The following is a 14964-nucleotide window of genomic DNA, read 5'->3' on the forward strand; positions in this document are numbered from 1 at the left end:
GAGTTTCAAGCGCTGTGTTGGGCGAAAGGAACCTTTTGCCGCCACTGAATTCATTCGTGGCATGCCTGCTGACGAAGAAGCTGCGGCACCCAGCCGCGGGACGCAACGCCTGTGGCATCGCATCCCCCGACTGGGTGCCGGACTGCAAACGGCAAGCCGTCCGGCTACAGGGCCTCGATGGCCCTGAACCGACCGGCGAGAGTGCGCCGTGTCAGCTCCATGTCGAAGCTCATGAGGTCATGCCCGTGCATCACCCCGGCATTCACGTTCAAGTCGCATGGAATGCCGGCGTCGTAGAGTCCCCTCGCATATGCAATCGACTCGTCCCTGAAGATGTCGAGGTCCCCGACTTCGATGTATGCGCGGGGAATGCCGGAGAAGTCGTTCAGGCGTCCCGGTGCCGTGACGGGGGAAACCCCACCACTTCCAATGGCGTCGCCTAGGACGGCGTTCCAGCCTGTCCAGTTCGTGTCGTGGTTCCAGGCGACCAAGCCCTCCAAGGTCGGGTCGGCCTTGGTGTTGCGGTCATCGAGCATCGGATAGATGAGGATTTGTCGTGCGATGGCGATGCCTCGATCCCTCGCCAGAATCGCCGTTCCCGCCGCCACTCCACCTCCGCCGCTATCGCCCATGACCGCGATTCGATCTGTGTCTATCCGAAGCTCGTCGGCATGCTCGATGAGCCATTCGACGGCGCAGATCCCGTCTTCCGGGGCCGTTGTGCCGGTGTGTTCCGGCGCCAGACGATAGTCGACCAACAGCATCGGAACGTTGGTTTCCTGGACGTAGTGCCGGACAACGCCATCGTAGTGATCGATCTTGCCGCCGATCCGTCCTCCTCCGTGGAAGTACACCACCGCAGGTCGGTCGGTTCTTTTATCCTCGGTGGCGGAGTACCAACGCAACTCGATCAGGGAGCCATCGGAAGTCCCCACCAAGTGGGAACTGGATTCAATCCCGGGCGCGGATGGGCGGGGAATGTTGGCCAGGCCGGAGTCGATTACCTCTCGCAGCCCCAACGCGTCGCCCCGTTCGGGGAGCTTGGCTTCGGGTGCTTGGGTCGCTGTTGCCGCCGTGAAGAGCGTCAGTATTTCCGGATCGAACCTATCCATTGCTGACATTTGTTGTTTCCTTTCAAATGCGACGAGGCCCCAAACCTGTCATCGAGGCTCTAATGGACAACTGTACGATAAGTGGATTTCTTGGGCAACTGTACGATTGAGTCATCCGAGGAACAGAGGAGGCGACCCATGGGCTTGACTGGCATGGCCCCGGCCGTATTCATGCGCGAAGGGAACGCGGCGGATCCAAGATCGGTCCGAACCCGGCAACTCATACTGGCCGCCTTCGAACGGCAACTCGAAAACGGCCGGGTTGCACCGACGGTGTCATCGCTTGCGCAAGAGGCCGGAGTGAGTCGCAGTTCGTTCTACAACCACTTCTCCGGTGCGGAAATTGTGGGGGTCGCGGCGTTCAGGGAGCTGCTCGACACGATCAAGCCCTCGGGCAATGAAAACCAGGACAAGGATTCGTCGGCCGGGACTTCCCGCGTCAGCTTCGAGGACCTCTTTGGGCACCTCGAGCAACACCGGGTGCTGTGCTCGGCCGTGCTGACGCCAGATACCCAAACCCCCGCGCTGGCCGAACTCCATGCGATATTGGTTTCGCACCTCACGGAGGCCATAGCCAAGGTGGGTTCCAAGCCTGCCGATCTTGATGCGGGCCGTGCGGCGACCTTCCTCGTCGGGGGAATCCTTTCCCTGCTCCTCGACTGGCTGCAAGAGCCCGCAGCGACGGCCTCGGAGTTGGCGCTACTCGCCGATCGAATGCTGCCGGACTGGCTCAAGGGGGAGAGGCTGTTTGAAGCCCCGATCCTGGTAACCACGGTTCCTCTGGTGGGAATCTGACCCTTTGGGGACGGCATTGCCCGGGCCTCTGTCCCTGAGTCGCGCGGCGCCTCCCGGAGGGAATGGATCGAGGCGCGAGGCCGTTGGAGGTCGCTTGTCGGCGTGCCCCTTTCCCTGGACCGAAGATCCAAAGAGGCCCAAGCCGTGAACGGCTCGAGTTAGGCAATCGTGAGCCGGATGCGGCAGCAATGGTTGTCAGTGGCCCACGTCTGGCCAGGGCAGGGTGACTGTGGGTCAGGCGCCGAGGGCTTTCCACCCTCCAGCGGCCTTGATGACGCGCGCGAACCCAATCGTCCCCGCATCGACTCGCTTCGGCCTGACAGGGTTTCGTCACGGACGTATCCATGCCAGCCGGACATCGATCCGTGGATTTCCATCGGAATGGCATGAATCTTCAGACGCGAGTTGAACATATTCCTCGCATGCGGTGGAAAACCAATGGCTGGTTGCGCATGGGATCGGCTTGACCGCTCGCTCTGGCAGTGCGTCATATTGCGATTTGCCGGGCCCGTATTTGCGTGGAAACTGCTTCTCGACTTGGCCTTTCGAGTAATAGTTGCATTTAAATGTCTTGACTGAACACATTGACTCCGAAATGGTTCATACTGAACGTAATGCACAATACTAAACAAATTGGAGGGCGTGTCGATGATGAGTGAGGAACGACAGAATCGGATCCTTCGCGAGCTGGCCCTGCGGGGATCGCTGAATGCCGCGGATTTCGCGCGCAGTCTGGGGATTTCAGGCATGACGGTCCGACGCGATCTCGCCCTCCTTGAAGAACAGGGGGCGCTGCAGCGCGTTCACGGCGGGGCGATTGCCATTGCGGAACGTTTCGGGGATTCCGGAGGCCGCGCCCAGCGGAATGTTGGCAGGAACGGCAACAACTCGGGGGCGGTTTCCCAGGGCGTGAAGGCCAACCCGCATGTCCCGGGGCAGCGACCGCTTGCCACCATCGGAATGGTCGTTCCTACGTCGAAGTACTACTTCCCAGGAGTTATCCGGGGGGCCGAGGCCGCGGCGTCAGAGCTCGGCGTCAGGCTGGTGCTCGGCGTCTCAAACTACTCGCCGGCCGAAGAGCAACGGCAAATACAACGCCTACTCAAGAGCGGCGTCGATGGGTTGTTGGTGACCCCCAGCGGAGAACGCCTGGCCGGAACACCCACGCTGGACCTGCTGGCCTCGGCGGAAGTTCCGATTGTCGTCGTTGAACGATCGATTGGCGATGTCCTGGACGCCGGCAGGCTCGAATCCGTCCAGAGCGACCATGTGCGCGGGGCGGAGATCGCCGTGGCACACCTGCTGTCGCTGGGGCATCGAAAAATTGCGCTGTGCACCCGCAAGGACAGCCCCACGGCATCGCATATCGAGGAGGGCTACCGCCTGTCCACGCGCCATGCAGGGCTGCCGGACGATGCCAACCTGACGGCCATCACGTACGACACCAATGACCCCGAGAAGCTCCGTCAGCAGATGAGCGGCATTGTCGAGCGGTTCGTGAAGGCCGGTGCCACCGCGGCCATCATCCACAACGACGAGGACGCGCTCACGTTTGCCGACTTGTGTGAAGCGCGAGGGCTCCTCATTCCCGACGATCTCGCGGTGGTGGCCTACGACGACGAGGTTGCGTCCTTGGGTGCGGTGCCCCTGAGTGCAGTGGCGCCGCCAAAGTTCGATGTCGGATACCACGCCCTGCAAATGTGTTTGAACCGTTTGGGACCCAAGCGTCGGTGGGACCTGGCCGTGCAGCGGGTCAGCCTGTCGCCGACGCTGGTCGTCAGGGAATCAACGGCCAATTAGCCTGTTGGGCAGGGATGCCCCCGGCGCTCGTGCGCCTCCCCTGAACGGATTCGGTTGGGCCTGACGCCAGATGCGGGCCCCTTCAGGGTGCCCGCATCGATGCTGGCCGGTGCATGCCGAATGGGCTTGGCGCACTGTGTGACCCGCGGGCCGAGCGCGGCACTCGACTTGAAATGTTCACCTTTGTTCACTTTGTTTACTTCGTTCAGAACTGCGTGTTTTATTGATCTATCGCATCCAACGGTGATCACCGTCACCACCGCATCATGGATTTCAAGGGAGAACAATGAAGCGTCGCAAACTGCTCATCGGGGTAGCCGGTCTGGCCAGCAGCGTCATGTTGCTTGCAGCCTGTGGATCGGCTTCCGGTCCGTCCACTGCACCCGTTCCAACAGGGGATCCCGCGGGATCCATTACCTTCTGGTCGTCGCTGGTCGGCATGGACCTGGTGGCCGAGGCCTTCAACAAGAGCCAAGACAAGATCACCGTCAACTTCGAGACCATCCCCCAAGGTGCCAGCGGCGGATACGCCAAGCTGTCCACCGCAATCACGGCCGGCAACGGCCCCGATGTCGCGACCATCGAGTACCCGCAGCTGCCGCTGTTCGTCAGCAACGGCCAAGTCCAACCGTTGAACGGCCTGATCGACGAGGCCGAAACCGTCGACAAGCTGGCCACCGAAATTCGCGGCCAGATCGAATTCGGCGACAAGATCTACGGCCTGCCCTACGATGCGGCCCCCATGGTCATGTACTACCGCCAGGACATGCTCAAAAAGGCCGGCGTCGAGGTTCCCAAGACCTGGGCGGAATTCGAGGAGGCCGGCAAGAAACTCAAGAAGGTCGCCCCCGATTCCTACCTGGCAAGCTTCAACCCGAACGAAGTTGCAGCGACCGCGGGCCTTGCTTGGCAGGCAGGCGGCAGCTGGTTCGATGTCGCAGACGACAGCTGGAAGATTGGCATCAACGATGCCGCCACCAAGAAGGTTGCAGACTTCTGGCAGAAGCTGATCGACGACGACCTCGTCAAGGTTTCGCAGGCCTACAGCGATGAATGGAGCCTCGACCTTTCCAACGGAACCGTGGCCGGCGTCGTTGGCGCCAACTGGAGCGCCACCGGCCTCCAGAAGCGCACCGAGGCCAGCGGCCAAAAGGGCAAGTGGATTGCCGCGCAGCTGCCCAACTGGGATGCACCGGCCGGTGCCTTCTACGGCGGATCCAGCTTCAATATCACCAAAAGCAGCAAGAACCCTGCCGCCGCGGCCGAGTTCATCAAGTACCTGACCACCAACCCGGAAGCCATTAAGGCCCGCGGCAACACCGGATCTGCATTCCTGGCATTCCCCGGCCTGACCCCGGTGGCGCAGGAGGCGTTCGACGCCAGCTACTTCGGCAACGACATTTACGGGGTCTTCGAGTCCGCTTACAAGACGGTCTTGCCGGACTGGCAGTGGGGCCCGAACTGGGATGTCACCAACACCGCACTGAAGGACGCCTACGGGAAGCTCAGCACCGGGGGAACCATCGGCGAAGCAGTCGACACCGCGCAAACCGCGACGGTTGACGGGCTGAAGCAAAGCGGCCTGTCCATCGCAGAGTAGCACCACCCCCCCCTCTCCGGGTTGCCGCCGCACGGCGGCAACCCGGCCCAGTTAGGAGATCCCCATGGCCCCCGAGGCCCCCACGTTCGTTCGGCGCACGACGCGCTCCACGGTCACAGGCACAGGCGGCAGGACCGCTTCGCTGTTCCTGGTCCCGTTCTTCACCTTGTTCGCGGTCGCCATCATCGCGCCGGTCGTCTATTCGATAGTGCTCAGCTTCTACACGCAGCAGAAGTCGGGCCTGGGCTTCGGCGAGGCCAAGACGGTCTTCGTCGGGTTGGAAAACTACGCACAGGTTTTCGCCTCGGAGTCATTCGTCGGGGGCATTCTCCGGCTGGGTCTCTACTGCCTGATCTATATCCCGCTCATGGTGGGCGGGGCCATCGTCTTTGCGCTGCTGCTTGACGCGACGGTGGCAAAGGCCCGCAAGCTCTTCCAGCTGCTGGTGTTCCTGCCGCACGCGGTGCCCGGAGTCATCGCCGCGCTGATCTGGGCCTACCTTTACACCCCGGGCATCAGCCCGCTGGTCCAGGCTCTGGAAAGCGGTGGCATCCAGATCAACTTCCTGGATGCGAATATGGTGCTTCCCGCGATCGTGAACATCGGGGTATGGGAATGGACCGGCTACAACGTCATCATCATCTTCACCGCCCTGCAGGCGGTTCCGCGCGAGGTGCTGGAGGCCGCCCGGGTGGACGGCGCCGGGGACATCCGCATTGCCATGGGCATCAAGATGCCCATGATCCTGCCGGCACTGAGCGTGATCATGCTCTTCACCATCATCGGCACCCTGCAGCTGTTCACCGAACCAACCATCCTGGCCAAGGCCACACCTTCCATCACCAGCAGCTGGGTCCCCAACATGTGGGCCTATGACGCCGCCTTCATCAGGCACGACCTGAACCAGGCCGCGGCCGCATCGATCATCATTGCCGGGTTGGCAGCCTTGCTGTCGCTACTCGTCACCCGCTTGAGCTCCAGGATGAACAAATCATGAGCACAGATACCAGGACCAGACCTGCCCCCGCCCCCGTAAAGCCAGCACCCAAGGCGCCCAGGGCACAAGCCCACCGCAACGGGTTCATCAGCACCTTCACCGTCAACGGCTTGCTGATCATCGGCTCGGCCTACATGGTCGTCCCCGTGCTGTGGCTGCTCTTCGCCTCCACCAAGAACACCACCGACCTCTACGGAACCGGCGCGTACTCCTTCGGCGATTTCTCGCTGTTCGAGAACATCTCCAACGTCCTTGCCCAGGACAATGGCGTGTTCCTGCGCTGGATGGGCAACTCGATGCTTTATGCAGGCGTCGGGGCCGTGCTCGGCGGACTCATCTCCGTCATGGCCGGCTACGCGTTCGACAAGTTCGAGTTCCGAGGCAAGAACTCCCTGTTCGGCTTCGTGCTGGTCGGTGTGCTGATCCCCAACACCGCAACGGTGTTGCCCATGTACCTGCTGGCCTCGTTGGTGGGAGCGACCAACACCATCTGGGCCGTGCTCATCCCGGTGATGTGCAATCCCTTCGGCGTCTACCTGGCCCGCGTCTATTCGGCGTCATACGTCCCGGCGGAAACGCTCGAGGCCGCACGCATGGACGGTGCCGGACCCATCCGCTCGTTCTTCTCGCTGGCACTGCCCATGATGATGCCCGGCTTCGTCACCATCGCCCTGTTCCAGTTCGTCGGGGTGTGGAACAACTTCATGCTTCCGCTGGTCATGCTCCAGGACCAGAAGCTGCTGCCGGTCAGCGTGGGCATCTCGATCTGGCAGGGCTTCGCGGTTCCGCAGCCGGACTTCGTGCCCATGGTGATCACCGGCTCGCTGCTCTCGCTGGTTCCGCTGCTGCTGGCCTTCATCTTCCTGCAGCGCTTCTGGAAGTCCGGAATGAACGCGGGGAGCATCAAGTGAGCGATCCGTCGTCCCGACTCAACATCGCCCTCGCGATGCCCCAGGACGTGGCCCGGAGGGTGTTCCCGGCCCGGCTCCTGGAAAGACTCGAACCCGGGCTGAACCTGCTGAGCACCGAGCCGCTCCAGGAATTCGACTCGCCGCGTTCCCGCTCGTTGCTGGCCCGCGCAGACATCCTCATCACCGGGTGGGGGTGCCCGCAGCTGGATGAAACCGTGCTCAATGCCGCACCGAACCTGCGCTACATCCTGCATGCGGCCGGAAGCGCCAAGCACCACGTCGGCCAAGCCTGCTGGGACCGGGGCCTGCAGGTGAGCACCGCCGCCGAGGCGAATGCGGTTCCCGTCGCCGAGTACACGGTGGCCATGATCCTCCTGGCGAACAAGAATGTCCTGCAGCTGGCGCGGATCGTGCACACGTTGCATTCGGCCGTGGAACCCGAGGACTACTATCCGCAGCTTGGGAACTTCCGCAAGCGGGTCGGCATCATCGGGGCCTCGAAGATCGGCCGGCACGTGATCAGATTGCTGCGTTCCTACGATCTTGAGGTCGTGGTTGCCGATCCGTACTTGGATCCGGAAGAAGCAATCGAACTCGGGGCCGAGCTCGTGGGTCTCGACGAACTGGTGGCCAGCAGCGATGTCGTGTCCCTGCACGCGCCCTCCCTTCCTTCCACGCGCCACATGATCGATGCCCGGCAGATCGCCCGGCTCCGTCCCGGGGCCACCTTCATCAACACGGCCCGCGGCGAACTGGTTGACCAAGATGCGTTGCTGCGCCGGATCGAGCAGGGCGACCTGTATGCGGTGCTGGACGTGACCACGCCATGGTCGTTGCCGACGGACTCGGGCTTCTATGTGAACCCGAACGTGCTGCTGACCCCGCACGTGGCAGGTTCCCTGGGGAGCGAACTTGAACGCATGGCCGCAAGCACCGTCGAGGAGGCCCTCCGGCTCTCCCGCGGGGAAGCACTGCGTTTCCCGCTGCGCGCCGCCGACCTGGCCTTCACGGCCTGACCTCTGGGAAACCGCGCCACGCGGGCCCAAGAAACACACTCGTTGCACGACCAGCCAGCCATCGAACCCAAGGCAAGGAAGATCCATGACGAATACACATCTGAGCAGACGAACCATCCTGCAGGCCGGCGGCACCGTCGGGTTGGCGGCGGCCTTGGGCCTGTCGGGAACCGGTGCGGCAAACGCGTCCGGGCTGCCCGCGGGCCGCCCGGGAAGCGGCCCCGAGATCCTCGACCTGGGTCCTGCCGTGGTCCAGTTCGGGTTGATGAGTTCGATCCTGGTCGGGGACGTGGTCTACATCGGATCCCGCAATGTCGAACCCGTTCGGATCGTCGCCTTCCATGTGCCGACGGGCAAGATCGTGGGCCAGACCGAGCTGGCGACGGGGCACAGCATCCAGACCCTGACCGCGGACTCCGCGGGCCGGTACCTCTATGCGGGAATCCTGCAGAAGTCGACGGGCCCGCAGCCGAACCTCTACCGCTGGGACCTGCGTTCGCTGTCCGCGCCGGCGACGCCCATCGGGCGAATCGGTGACCGGGACGTCCGCGACCTCAGTGTTGCCCCGGACGGACGGCTCTACGCGGTGGGCGGCGGCAGCGCGACGGCACCGGCCCTGTGGGAGTACGACCCCGCCACCGGCGTGATCGCAAACCTCGGCATCCCGGACGCCGGGGCCACCCTGGCGCGGGCCGTCGCCGCCACGGACGAGACCGTCTTCTTCGGGGCCGGAAGCACCCTGGGAGGCGGCGGCAGCGCGGGGCGCGCCTGCCTGCACGCCTACGACAGGGCAAGCCGTACCTTCGCGCCGGTGACCCCCACCGAGATGCTGGCGGATCCCAGCATCAGGGACCTGGCCGTCCTCGGGGACAAGCTCCTGGTCAGCTCCGCGGGCTCGACCGAACAGTCGAAGGTCGCGCTGATGGACCCGAAGGATCCGGGTACCTATGCGCTGGCAACCTCGATCGGCAAGACCGCCAAGAACTTCGCGGCCATCGGCGGGCACGTGTACTTCGCCAACGAATCCGGCCTGTGTGACTACTCCGTCGCGTCGAACTCGATCTCGCAGGTGGACGCCGGGGGGCCGGCGCTGGGCGAAATCTGGGGCGTGGACGCCCGCGACGGCAAGGTCCTGGTGACCTCCGCCTACGGTTTCATCGCCGAGATCGATCCCGAAACGGGGGACTCGATGGTCACCGACCTCGGCGAGGCGGGTGCAGCCTCCACCGCGCAGACGGTCATGGGCATCGCGGCCGGCGGCGGCTTCATCTACGTCGGGGGCAACGGCGTGATAGCCCGCCGCCGCGCGAAAACGGGTGAGGTGACAAACCTGCAGGCCCCGGGCGAGGCCAAGGATGCCGTGGTGGTCGATGGCGTCCTGTACACGGGCCAATACAGTTCGCAGGGCATCTGGGCGTATGACCCGCGCAGCGGCAAGCCCATCCACCAGGCCGCGGACTTCCCGGCGGCGCAGAACAGGCCCTTGGATGTCTGCTGGGATGCGGAGAACCGGCTGGTGCTGGTCGTCGCGCAGTCGGACACCGAGGGTGGCGGGTCGTTCTGGACCTACAAGCCCCGCACCGGCGCCAAGCAATGCTTCGTCAACCCCATCGACGACGTGCAGCTGGTGCGCGCAGTGGCCACCCGCGACGGGGTCGCGTTCCTCGGCGGCGGGCTGTCCTCACTGGAGGGCGCGGGCACCGTCGTCGCCTTCGACCCCGTTGCCGGCCGCGAGCTGTGGCGGATCGAGCCGCAGATGGGTGCCGGGCTCGCTGCCCTCGCCGTGCAGGGCCGGCACCTTTACGGGCTGACCCGCAAGGGTGGGCTCTTCGTCATCGACGTGCCCAAGCGCCGCATCGTGCACCGCGCGGACATCAGCGCGTTGTCCAGGGGCTTTGGCGCGCTGGTGGCCAACCGGGGCCGCATCTACGGTGTTTCGGACACCACGGTCTTCCGTATCGACCCCAAGACCTTTGCGGTCTCCACCGTCATGGCGGGCACCGACGGCGGTTGGTACAGCGGATCGCACATCACCAACGACGAGTCCGGCTACCTGTACACCATGCGCGGCCGCAACCTGGTGCGGATCAACGACCACCCGAGGCGCTAGCGCCGCGGGTCCGGAAAACGGCGCCAGGCGGCGGCACCCGGGTGGGTGCCGCCGCCTGGCGCCGTTTGCACGGCCGGAGCACCGAACGAGGTTGAACCGCCCGATGGAACCAAGAACCAAGTACCAAGAAGCAGAACCGGGATCCACCGGATCCCCCGTCCCGAATGCGAGCGTCCCGATGATTTCCGTTCCGTACATCCTGCCCGGCCGTCCCGCGGCGGTGCGGCCGTTGGCCCTGTTGAGCGCGGGGCTCTGTTCGGTGACGCTGCGCTCGCTGGGCATTGAACAGGTCGTTGCCACCGCGGCCGCGGCCGGACTGTCCGGCATCGAATGGGGGAGCGATGTCCACGTTGTCGACGCCGCATCCGCCGACCTTGCGCGGGAGGCCTGCGCCGCGGCCGGGCTGCGGGTCTTCTCGCTCGGGTCCTACTACAGGGCCGGAAGCTTCGGCGACTTTGACGTGGTGGCTGCCCTGGCAGCCCGCTTGGGGGCACCACGCATACGCATTTGGGCCGGGGAGGCCGACCCCGCGGACGCCGATGAGGGCACCTGGGAGGCGGTGGTGGGCGACACCCGGCGCATCGCGGAGATCGCCGCGGCCCACGGCCTCGAGCTGGCCTTTGAGTTCCATGACGGCTCGCTGACGAGCAGCGTTGAATCAACCCTTGAGCTGCTGGCCCAGGTGGACCGGCCCAACGTTGGCACCTATTGGCAGCCTGCCGTGGGCATCGGCGACCGCGAGGCCCTGGAATCGCTGCGCCGGGTGATCGGGCACGTCACGGGAATCCACTGCTTCTCCTGGTGGCCGGCAACCGAGCGGCTTGCGCTGGAGGAGCGCGGCGGGCTCTGGCGCGACGTTGCCGCAGCGGTGCTGGAACACGGGCGCGAGATGGACCTGATGCTTGAATTCGTCGCGGGAGACAGCCCGGATCAACTGATCAACGATGCAATCTTCCTGCGCAAGCTCACCGAGGGATCGGCTTCGGCCTAGTCGGCTTCGGCCTAGTCGGCTCCGGCCTGGACGCTGCCGGCTTAGACAAGGGTTGAGGTGCTGTGGCGCAATACCACGGCGCCCTCGACGGCGGAAGGTCCTGCCTCGCCGGAGATGGCGCCCAAGGTGACAAGCCGGCCGAGGTCCTCCAGTGGCAGACCCACCGTGGATAGCGAGGGCCGGAAGTCGCGCAACCATTCGATGTCGTCGAAACCGGCCAGTGCCGCATCCCGTGGGGCCTTCAGCCCGTGTTCGCGCAGCGCGGCGGCCACGCCGATGGCCATGACGTCGTTGCAGGCGAAAATGCAGGGGCGCGGCGCCCCCGCGGCGGTGATTTTCCCGGCGATCCCGTCGCCGGCGTCGAAGCCGCCGTTCCTGTTGAATCCGGTGTGCACCACTTCCGCCGCCGGACGTCCCGCGGCGGCCAACCCTTGCTGGAAACCCCCGATCCGATCGTCCGACGTGGCCAGGCCCTCCGGCCCGCCCACGATCACGAAGGGACCCTCGTGGTCCCGGGCCAGGGCCAATGCGAGCTCGCGCGCGAGGGCTTCATTCGGGATCTCGACGGTGTGGACACTGCCGGTTTCGGTAAGCCCCGCGACCGGCTGGCCCAGGGTGCCGACGCGCCCCCCGTTGCGGCAATAGCGGTCCAGCTCGACCGCCAGCTCGGCATTGGCGCCGGCATCTTCACGGCGCGTGGAGCGCGAGCCGGCCAGGATGATCGACTCCGCCCTGCGCCCGGCAAACGCCATGACAGCATCCTTTTCGGACGCCGGGGTGCCGTCGGTGGTGGCCAGCAGCACCATGCGGTGTTCCTGCCGGGCGGCGGCCTGGACGCCCTGGGCGATGGCGGAGAAGTAGGGGTCGGCGATGTCGTGGACGATCAGCCCGATGAGGCCAGTGCTGGACTTGGCCAGGGCCTGGGCCTGGGCGTTGGCCACATAGCCCAGGGACGCGGCGGCGGCGCGGACGCGCTCGGCGATGCCTTCGGCGGGCTTCCTCGCGGAGCCGTTGAGGACCCGGGAGGCGGTTGCTTGCGAGACTCCGGCCAACTTGGCCACTTCGGCCAATGTGCTTGCTGCCACGGGTTTTCCTTTCGAGGGGAGTGCTGGAACCACATTACGCGAGTCCGCGACGAATTTGGGAAAGCGCTTGCCCAAATGCCGTCGACCGTGCACACTGGAGGCAACGGGAATGCGCTTTCCCGCTTTCCGACACGCGCAACACCAACCCTCCGGAGGACCCACATGGGCATCGAAACCAAGACGATCCGAATCGCCATGAACGGCATCACCGGCCGCATGGGCTACCGCCAGCACCTGCTGCGCTCCATCCTTCCCATCCGGGACGCCGGGGGCTTCACGCTGGAGGACGGCACCAGGATCCAGGTCGAGCCGATCCTGGTGGGCCGCAACGAGGCCAAGGTCCGCGAGCTGGCCGAGAAGCACAACGTCGCCGAATGGTCCACCGACCTCGACGCGGTGATCAACGACCCGAGCATCGACGTCGTCTTCGACGCCTCCATGACCAGCCTCCGTGCCGCCACGCTGAAAAAGGCGATGCTGGCCGGCAAGCACGTATTCACCGAGAAGCCCACCGCCGAAACCCTCGAGGAAGCTATCGAGCTGGCCCGCATCGGCCAGAGCACGGGAGTCACCGCCGGCGTGGTGCACGACAAGCTGTACCTGCCGGGCCTGGTCAAGCTGCGCCGCCTGGTGGACGACGGCTTCTTCGGCCGGGTCCTGTCCATCCGCGGCGAATTCGGCTACTGGGTCTTCGAGGGGGAGAACCAGGCGGCCCAGCGCCCGTCCTGGAATTACCGCAAGGAAGACGGCGGCGGCATGACCACCGACATGTTCTGCCACTGGAACTACGTGCTCGAAGGCATCGTCGGCAAGGTCAAGTCCGTCAACGCCAAGACCGCCACGCACATCCCGGCCCGCTGGGACGAGTCAGGCACGGAGTACAAGGCCACTGCCGACGACGCCTCCTACGGCATCTTCGAACTCGAGACCCCGGGCGGCGACCAGGTCGTCGGCCAGGTAAATTCCTCTTGGGCCGTGCGCGTCTACCGTGACGAGCTCGTGGAGTTCCAGGTCGACGGCACCCACGGCTCCGCCGTCGCGGGCCTGAACAAGTGCGTCGCCCAGCAGCGCGCGCACACGCCCAAGCCCGTCTGGAACCCGGACCTGCCGGTCACCGAATCGTTCCGCAGCCAGTGGCAGGAAGTTCCGGCCAACGCGGAGCTGGACAACGGGTTCAAGCTGCAGTGGGAGGAATTCCTGCGCGACGTCGTCGCCGGACGCGAACACCGCTTCGGCCTGCTCTCCGCCGCCCGCGGCGTCCAGCTCGCCGAGCTGGGCCTGCAGTCCAACAACGAACGCCGCACCATCGACATCCCGGAGATCGCACTCTGATGGCTTCCCTGATCCTGCCCGCCCCCGACGGCGGAACCCGCGAGTACACCCTGCAGCCGGCCACCGAGTGGGCCAAGCCCGCCGCTCCGCTGACCGCCCGCCGCGCGTACGCCGCGGCACACGTCATCCCCGAGACCACCGCGGAGAACGTGCCCGGGGCCCCGGCCCGCCTGGACTGGGAGGCCACCCTGGCCTACCGGCACGAACTGTGGTCCCACGGCCTGGGCGTGGCCGATGCCATGGACACCGCCCAGCGCGGCATGGGCCTTGACTGGGCCGCGACCCAACAGCTCATCAAGCACACCGGAACCGAGGCCGCCTCGGTAGTCGCCTCTAACAACCCCGCCACCGCCGGCAAAACCGTCCGGGACCTGGTGTCCTGCGGCGCCGGCACCGACCAGCTGGACCTGGAGGCCCTGCCCTTGGGGGGACGGGGCATCCAGGCTGTCCTTGAGGCCTACCGGGAACAGATCGCGGTCGTCTCCGAATCCGGGCCCAAGATCATCCTGATGGCCTCGCGCGCGCTGGCGAAGGTCGCCGAATCAGCGGAGGACTACCTGCACGTCTACTCCACGCTGCTGCGGGAAATCGACCAGCCGGTGATCCTGCACTGGCTGGGCACCATGTTCGACCCTGCGCTCGCCGGGTACTGGGGCTCGGAGGACGTGGCCACGGCCACGGAGACCTTCCTCTCCCTGGTCCGCGAAAACGCGGACAAGGTGGACGGCGTCAAGGTCTCGCTGCTGGATGCGACCCATGAGACCGAACTCCGGGCGGCGCTTCCGGAGGGGGTGCGCCTGTACACCGGGGACGACTTCAACTACCCGGAACTCATCGACGGCGACGGCACCCGCCACTCCGACGCCCTGCTGGGCATCTTCGCGGCCATCTACCCGGCGGCCTCCGCGGCGCTGCAGAGCTACGACGCGGGCGAGAACGCCAAGGCCCGCGCCATCCTGGACTCCACCCGCGAGCTGGGCAAACACATCTTCAGCGCCCCCACGTTCTACTACAAGACGGGCATCGCGTTCATGTCCTGGCTCAACGGGCAGCAGGCGGGCTTCCAGATGGTCGGCGGCCTGCATTCCGGCCGCTCCGTGCCGCACCTGGCCCGCACCTTCGAGCTGGCCGACCGGGCCGGGCTGCTCAGGGACCCGGACCTGGCCGCATTCCGGATGTCGGGCTTCCTGCGCATCAACGGGGTGGACGCATGAG

12 protein-coding genes are annotated in these 14964 nt (G+C 65.4%); 10 read left to right on the forward strand and 2 right to left on the reverse strand.

The window, feature by feature from the left end:
- Nucleotides 1-164: 164 nt before the first annotated feature.
- Nucleotides 165-1121 carry an alpha/beta hydrolase fold domain-containing protein gene (locus JOF47_RS00150; RefSeq protein ID WP_209995165.1) on the reverse strand — a complete coding sequence of 319 codons (957 nt, stop codon included), beginning with the start codon at nucleotides 1119-1121 and terminating at the stop codon, nucleotides 165-167.
- Nucleotides 1122-1250: 129 nt separating this feature from the next.
- Between JOF47_RS00150 and JOF47_RS00155 the strand changes: the two genes are divergently transcribed.
- From JOF47_RS00155 to JOF47_RS00190, 8 genes are all read left to right on the forward strand, one after another.
- Nucleotides 1251-1907 carry a TetR/AcrR family transcriptional regulator gene (locus tag JOF47_RS00155; RefSeq protein ID WP_209995167.1) on the forward strand — a complete coding sequence of 219 codons (657 nt, stop codon included), beginning with the start codon at nucleotides 1251-1253 and terminating at the stop codon, nucleotides 1905-1907.
- Nucleotides 1908-2555: 648 nt separating this feature from the next.
- The gene (locus JOF47_RS00160) at nucleotides 2556-3707 is read left to right on the forward strand and encodes a substrate-binding domain-containing protein (RefSeq protein ID WP_210001262.1); all 1152 of its coding nucleotides are present in this window, start codon (nucleotides 2556-2558) and stop codon (nucleotides 3705-3707) included.
- 286 nt (nucleotides 3708-3993) lie between these two features.
- A complete protein-coding gene (locus JOF47_RS00165; RefSeq protein WP_209995168.1) occupies nucleotides 3994-5307 on the forward strand; it encodes an ABC transporter substrate-binding protein in 1314 nt (437 codons plus the stop codon).
- Between the two features lie 64 nt (nucleotides 5308-5371).
- Entirely contained in the window at nucleotides 5372-6304 is a 933-nt protein-coding gene (locus JOF47_RS00170) for a carbohydrate ABC transporter permease (RefSeq protein WP_209995169.1), read from the forward strand.
- Complete coding sequence (locus JOF47_RS00175; protein WP_209995170.1) at nucleotides 6301-7215, forward strand: carbohydrate ABC transporter permease; 915 nt, start codon at nucleotides 6301-6303, stop codon at nucleotides 7213-7215. Before JOF47_RS00170 ends, JOF47_RS00175 begins: the two co-directional genes overlap by 4 nt.
- Nucleotides 7212-8231, forward strand: coding sequence for a hydroxyacid dehydrogenase (locus JOF47_RS00180; RefSeq protein ID WP_342592664.1), 1020 nt, complete (start codon nucleotides 7212-7214; stop codon nucleotides 8229-8231). The genes JOF47_RS00175 and JOF47_RS00180 overlap by 4 nt, the downstream gene beginning before the upstream one ends.
- 85 nt (nucleotides 8232-8316) lie before the next feature.
- Complete coding sequence (locus JOF47_RS00185; RefSeq protein WP_209995171.1) at nucleotides 8317-10341, forward strand: outer membrane protein assembly factor BamB family protein; 2025 nt, start codon at nucleotides 8317-8319, stop codon at nucleotides 10339-10341.
- A 103-nt stretch (nucleotides 10342-10444) separates the two neighbouring features.
- A complete protein-coding gene (locus tag JOF47_RS00190) occupies nucleotides 10445-11332 on the forward strand; it encodes a sugar phosphate isomerase/epimerase family protein (protein ID WP_245356189.1) in 888 nt (295 codons plus the stop codon).
- A gap of 41 nt (nucleotides 11333-11373) precedes the next feature.
- Here JOF47_RS00190 and JOF47_RS00195 read toward each other — a convergent pair whose 3' ends face one another.
- On the reverse strand, nucleotides 11374-12417 hold the full coding sequence (locus tag JOF47_RS00195; RefSeq protein WP_209995172.1) for a LacI family DNA-binding transcriptional regulator: 1044 nt from the start codon (nucleotides 12415-12417) through the stop codon (nucleotides 11374-11376).
- Nucleotides 12418-12579: 162 nt separating this feature from the next.
- On the opposite strand from JOF47_RS00195, the gene JOF47_RS00200 reads away from it, so the two are divergent.
- Together JOF47_RS00200 and JOF47_RS00205 are read left to right on the forward strand one after the other, a co-directional pair.
- The gene (locus JOF47_RS00200) at nucleotides 12580-13749 is read left to right on the forward strand and encodes a Gfo/Idh/MocA family protein (protein WP_209995173.1); all 1170 of its coding nucleotides are present in this window, start codon (nucleotides 12580-12582) and stop codon (nucleotides 13747-13749) included.
- On the forward strand, nucleotides 13749-14963 hold the full coding sequence (locus JOF47_RS00205) for a dihydrodipicolinate synthase family protein (protein WP_209995174.1): 1215 nt from the start codon (nucleotides 13749-13751) through the stop codon (nucleotides 14961-14963). The genes JOF47_RS00200 and JOF47_RS00205 overlap by 1 nt, the downstream gene beginning before the upstream one ends.
- The last annotated feature ends 1 nt before the right edge of the window (nucleotide 14964 follow it).

Origin of the sequence: Paeniglutamicibacter kerguelensis (genome assembly GCF_017876535.1) — a bacterium.
In the GTDB taxonomy this organism is placed as follows: Bacteria; Actinomycetota; Actinomycetes; order Actinomycetales; family Micrococcaceae; genus Paeniglutamicibacter; species Paeniglutamicibacter kerguelensis.

Bases quoted from the DNA above. Each gene is read 5' to 3' on its own strand.
- JOF47_RS00170 (WP_209995169.1), top strand. From the start codon at position 5,372: ATGGCCCCCGAGGCCCCCACGTTCGTTCGGCGCACGACGCGCTCCACG.
- JOF47_RS00200 (WP_209995173.1), top strand. From the start codon at position 12,580: ATGGGCATCGAAACCAAGACGATCCGAATCGCCATGAACGGCATCACC.
- JOF47_RS00150 (WP_209995165.1), bottom strand. From the start codon at position 1,121: ATGTCAGCAATGGATAGGTTCGATCCGGAAATACTGACGCTCTTCACG.
- JOF47_RS00155 (WP_209995167.1), top strand. From the start codon at position 1,251: ATGGGCTTGACTGGCATGGCCCCGGCCGTATTCATGCGCGAAGGGAAC.
- JOF47_RS00190 (WP_245356189.1), top strand. From the start codon at position 10,445: ATGGAACCAAGAACCAAGTACCAAGAAGCAGAACCGGGATCCACCGGA.
- JOF47_RS00165 (WP_209995168.1), top strand. From the start codon at position 3,994: ATGAAGCGTCGCAAACTGCTCATCGGGGTAGCCGGTCTGGCCAGCAGC.
- JOF47_RS00205 (WP_209995174.1), top strand. From the start codon at position 13,749: ATGGCTTCCCTGATCCTGCCCGCCCCCGACGGCGGAACCCGCGAGTAC.
- JOF47_RS00185 (WP_209995171.1), top strand. From the start codon at position 8,317: ATGACGAATACACATCTGAGCAGACGAACCATCCTGCAGGCCGGCGGC.
- JOF47_RS00160 (WP_210001262.1), top strand. From the start codon at position 2,556: ATGATGAGTGAGGAACGACAGAATCGGATCCTTCGCGAGCTGGCCCTG.
- JOF47_RS00175 (WP_209995170.1), top strand. From the start codon at position 6,301: ATGAGCACAGATACCAGGACCAGACCTGCCCCCGCCCCCGTAAAGCCA.